The 4831-nt window shown below is 41.9% G+C and carries 5 protein-coding genes; all 5 read right to left on the bottom strand.

What is annotated here, in order from left to right:
• Positions 1–5: 5 nt before the first annotated feature.
• Positions 6–1214: a DUF4317 domain-containing protein gene (locus tag SPD53_RS19470; protein WP_188855986.1), complete on the bottom strand. Its 1209-nt coding sequence runs from the start codon at positions 1212–1214 to the stop codon at positions 6–8.
• A 116-nt stretch (positions 1215–1330) separates the two neighbouring features.
• Positions 1331–1531, bottom strand: a complete 201-nt coding sequence (locus SPD53_RS19465; RefSeq protein ID WP_156854864.1) for a hypothetical protein — start codon at positions 1529–1531, stop codon at positions 1331–1333.
• A 92-nt stretch (positions 1532–1623) separates the two neighbouring features.
• Positions 1624–3018, bottom strand: a complete 1395-nt coding sequence (locus SPD53_RS19460) for an NAD-dependent succinate-semialdehyde dehydrogenase (RefSeq protein WP_336253544.1) — start codon at positions 3016–3018, stop codon at positions 1624–1626.
• Between the two features lie 72 nt (positions 3019–3090).
• On the bottom strand, positions 3091–3537 hold the full coding sequence (locus tag SPD53_RS19455) for a molybdenum cofactor biosynthesis protein MoaE (RefSeq protein ID WP_442946248.1): 447 nt from the start codon (positions 3535–3537) through the stop codon (positions 3091–3093).
• A gap of 8 nt (positions 3538–3545) precedes the next feature.
• The gene (locus SPD53_RS19450; RefSeq protein WP_336253545.1) at positions 3546–4823 is read right to left on the bottom strand and encodes a molybdopterin molybdotransferase MoeA; all 1278 of its coding nucleotides are present in this window, start codon (positions 4821–4823) and stop codon (positions 3546–3548) included.
• Positions 4824–4831: the final 8 nt, after the last annotated feature.

Here is a 4831-nt window from a genome sequence, read left to right as displayed (position 1 = left end):
TTAAACTATAACACAATTGATTCATCTGAGTCCTTTCCCGGCTCACTCTTACCTAAATCTTCCTCGATGATTTCAAACCCTTCAATCACCGTATTTTCTTCTAGTTCAATGACAAGACAAAGTTTCCCGTCAAGTCGCATCTGGCGAATGTACCGTAATTCACTTGGGCTCACCTTCAAATCAGCAGCTTTCGTTTTGATTTTAATTGATTTAGAATCATATTTCGGTACAACATTCGTTGCCTTTAATTCGAACTTCTCATCGTTGATTACCTTTTTAAAGGCTTCCTCTACAGCTTCCGGTTGTACATTTTCTATACCGCTGCTGCTTAAAACACTTTCCATATCTCGGTAATCAAGCTTCGGTGTATCATCCGGGTCCGTCTCTTCAATCACCTGCTGGATCTCATCATACACATTTGCAAGTGTCGCTGTTGTAAACTGTTCTCCAGCAACGTCTTTAACAATCTCTTCAAACACAATCTTATCTTCCTCAGCGGTCATCATCTCTTCCGCGTTCAGCACGTCTTCAATAAAAGCAAAATCCAATTCCTTTGATTTACCAGTCGAATAAAGGACATGATTCACATCTGAAACGCCATCCGTAAAACATGGGAACAAAAACCCACCTATAGGGGCATTCAAATCAATAATTGGATTGACTTCAATATTGTATTTGAATTCTTTTTCCACATAATCAAACGCCAATTCTTTCCTTGGCTCCTGAGTCGTATTTATCGTACACATAATAAAGAAATGGGAATAGACTTTATCTCGTTCATTCTCCTCGGTTTCTTCACTGCTCGGTTTTACCGTCTTCAAATATTCACCCTTTGTGAATGTAACGATAATATCTTCCTCATACTGCTTTACTTCCAACATCTTCTCTACAATCTGCAGCATACGATCTCTCCATGTTTCACTATGTTCAGTCAGCACGCCTTGATGGAGAAGCAACTGGGTACTGTTTTCCGCTTCGTGAGCGAATCTTAATTCAAACAGCTTCCGATCGAGTTGGCCTGCAAGTACTTTCTTAAAATTGTTCATAAACAATTCTTGTTGCTCTCTCTCTAACATTTCAAATGGTGTGCTCTCCTGATGATAGATTTCACTTGAATCTTTCATAATATATACGTTAAATACTTCATTTATTTTCAATAAATCATTTTCCGGCTTTAACTGCCTGCGAAAACTAGCAATATCCTTTTTATTCACGTAAACACTCCTTATCTAATAATCTAATCTTAACTCATTCATTATACTACAAAAAAGGACGTCAAGGAGAATCCTCAGAACGTCCTTATTTTTAGATATAATAATATATTTTCTCTTTAGCTACCTGCCTGTCCTCTCACTAAACTAGTTAACGTATTAACAATTATCGTTGCTGCAAAGACTACCACTGCAATTGCTCCTATAATGAAAAAGACTGTCCCTAAGGTTGAATATTCTTCCGGGATGAGGTAGCTTAAACCGATAAACGCAAATCCGGAAGCAATTGCAGCAAGCAGCCAGCTTAATTTTTCAACCATGGTATCCCTCCTTCTCTTCTACAATATGCAACAGGAATTCTGATTGTCCGTGTGCATATTAGAAGAAAGGAACGGAGCCTTTCCCTGTCCTTTTACTCTAAACCACCAATGGATAAATATTTTGTTTCCAAATATGGTTCAATTCCTTCAAGTCCGCCTTCTTTTCCGATTCCGCTTTCCTTTAAACCACCGAACGGAGCGTGTGCAGCAGACGGGGCACCATCATTCCAACCAATGACACCAAAGGTTAGATGTTCATGTAAATACGTACCTGTCCGGTAATCATTTGTAAAGAAGTATGCAGCTAAACCGAATGGTGTGTTATTTGCGATATCAATCGCTTCTTCCACCGTATCAAACACAGTAATTGGAAGCACGGGGCCAAAAGTTTCCTCCTGCATGATATCCATTTCGCCAGTTACTTGTTTAAGAACGGTAGGATAGATGAAGTAATAGCCTTTATCATCATCTTTATCGAATTCATTCCCTGTAAGTACTTCAGCACCTTTTTGAACGGCATCATCGATTTGACTGACAACTTTTCTAAAGCCGTCCCCATTGATGACCGGGCCGATTTGAGTATCTTCTTCCAGTCCGTTTCCAACTTTTAATTTTGCTACTTCCCTTACAAGTCTGTCAGCGAATTCGTCTACAATTTCTTTTGCAACGAGGACTCGGTTTGCACAAATACAAGTTTGGCCTGCGTTACGGAACTTAGATGCAATAGTTTGTGGAACTGCGATGTCAAGGTCGGCATCTTTCGTGATGATGAGTGGGGCATGCCCACCAAGTTCCATCGATACGTGTTTTACCGAATCGGCACTTTGTTTAATTAACTGTTTTCCAACTGGAGTTGAACCGGTAAATGTAATTTTTCTCACGAGTGGACTATCTGTGAAAATCTCACCGACCGTTCTCCCTGAACCATTGACATATTGGACCACATCTTCTCGAATTCCTGCTTCATATGCTAGTTCAATCAGCTTAATCGTTGTAAGTGGAGTTTCACTTGCCGGTTTTACGATAAATGTACAGCCCGCAGCAAGTGCCGGTGCAGCTTTTCTCGTCATCATTGCTGCAGGGAAGTTCCAAGGTGTAATTGCTGCAACCACTCCTATTGGCTGGCGGGTCACGAGGATACGCTTAGACTCGGTATTCGCTGGAACGGTTCTCCCGTAAATCCGTTTTGCTTCTTCTGCAAACCAATCAATATAGCTTGTTGCATATTCAACTTCTCCAAGAGACTCAGAAAGCGGCTTCCCACTCTCAAGAGTCATCACACGGGCAATTTCTTCTTTTTGCTCCAATACTTTTTGCGACCATTTCCGAAGTAAACGTGCGCGTTCGTGGGCATTCACTTTCTTCCACTTATTGAACCCATCTGCAACCTTATCCAGTTTTGCCTGAATTTCTTCCATAGTATCAACTGTAACCTCTTCCACTAATTCACCCGTAGCTGGATTCAATACTTCTATATTTTCCGTCATGTTTCCTCGTCCCCTTCCGTATTTATAGATCAAAAATTACATTTCCCATACTTGTTTATATTGATAAAAACACTACTGCTCTGGTGCGCCAGTTGGATAGACTTGTGTTTCCAACTGGTTACCAATCCATGTCTCCCCATCTTCCCAATGCTCCTTTTTCCAAATCGGGACAATCTGCTTAATGCGCTCAATAACATATTCATTTGCTTCATAAGCGGCCTTGCGATGAGGGGATGAGACAGCGATACATACAGCAGTCTCCGATATATCCAGACGCCCGATTCTATGGGTGACTGCGACTTCTGTTTCTGGCCATTTTCCCTTTACTTCATCTCCTATTTCAGCAAGCTTCTTCTCGGCCATCGCTACGTAAGCATCGTATTTAAGATAAATTGTTTTCCTGCCCCGAGTCCATTCCCTCGCAATCCCGAGAAAGGTAGTGATTGCCCCAGCTTCTCTGCGTATCACCTTCTGAATTACAGCCTCCGTATCGATTGGCTCTTTTACAATTTCATACATTTTCTCTGTCACACAAGTTCTCCCCCTTTCAACCAATCTCCCCATGTAACTCCAGACTGCTCCTCCAGGGAAATCACTGTTTTCTGTTCACCTTTTTCATAGCCTTCTTTATTTCCAGGGAGCACAATAAGTATATTTGCTTCAGCTAAGGAAGTAACGATATTCGGTTTATCAAGGCCAACAGGAACTGCAATTACTTTCCCATTTTCATATACGAGCTTCCCCCGGACGAATCGATGAAATGGATTAGCGTTCGGAAAGTCGGCACCAAGCTCTGCCCTTAGCCTTTTCAAATAGGGCTTCTCCATATGCAAAAAGCGCCGGATTACAGGCCTTGCGTACATTTCAAAGCCGACATAACAGGAGGATGGATTGCCTGATAAACCGAAAAATAGTTTGCCATCAACCTCTGCTACCGTTGTAACAGAGCCGGGACGCATTTTAATTTTATTAAACAATACATTCGCATTTAATCTCTTTAAAATATCCGGGATATAATCATAATCGCCGACAGATACACCGCCCGTTGTAAGCAATATATCTATCTTTTCCAGCGCAGCAACAACTTGGTCATAGCAAACTTCGAGCTCATCCGCAAACTGGCCGAGGGAAACGGGGATGCCACCAGCCCGCTCAATTTGCCCGATTAACATGTAAGAATTACTGTCCCTTATCTTGCCCGGTTCTAGTGCTGCATCCACTGATAGAAGCTCACTACCAGTAGAAATAATTCCTACTAGCGGTTGCTTAACGACGGGAACTTCGCTGTAACCAAAGGTCGCGAGCAACGCCATAATTCCTGGATTTATGTATGTCCCCTTTTGGACAAGCACTTCGCCTCTTTTCGTATCTTCACCTGTTTTTGTAATATTTTCAAACGATGTTAGTTTTCTAGTAAACTCGATAAATGTCTTTCCATCTTGCCTCTTTTCCTCTACATCCTCCAGCATAATCACCGCATCGCACCCGGCTGGAATCTCTGCACCGGTCATAATCCGGACGGCTTCATTTTCCTGAACGGTTCCTTCGAATATACTACCCGCCCCAATTTCACCAACTACTTCCAGTTTACTAAGACCATTTCCAGTATCGTTTGCCCGAACGGCAAATCCGTCATATCGTGTTCGATCAAAGGGAGGAACAGCATGATCACTAATCAAATCTTCCGCAAGAAAAAAACCGTGGCTCTCTTCAAGAAGGATTGACGTCTTCTCTCCTTTTACCGCGTGTTGCATGACCCTTTGAATTGCATCGTCCACCTCAATAGGTGTACGTATTTCTACCATTAAATAAC

This window comes from Oceanobacillus sp. MO10714A (assembly GCF_037072045.1).
Classification (GTDB): domain Bacteria; phylum Bacillota; class Bacilli; order Bacillales; family Amphibacillaceae; genus Oceanobacillus; species Oceanobacillus indicireducens.
This window is presented reverse-complemented; position numbering and strand designations above follow the sequence as displayed.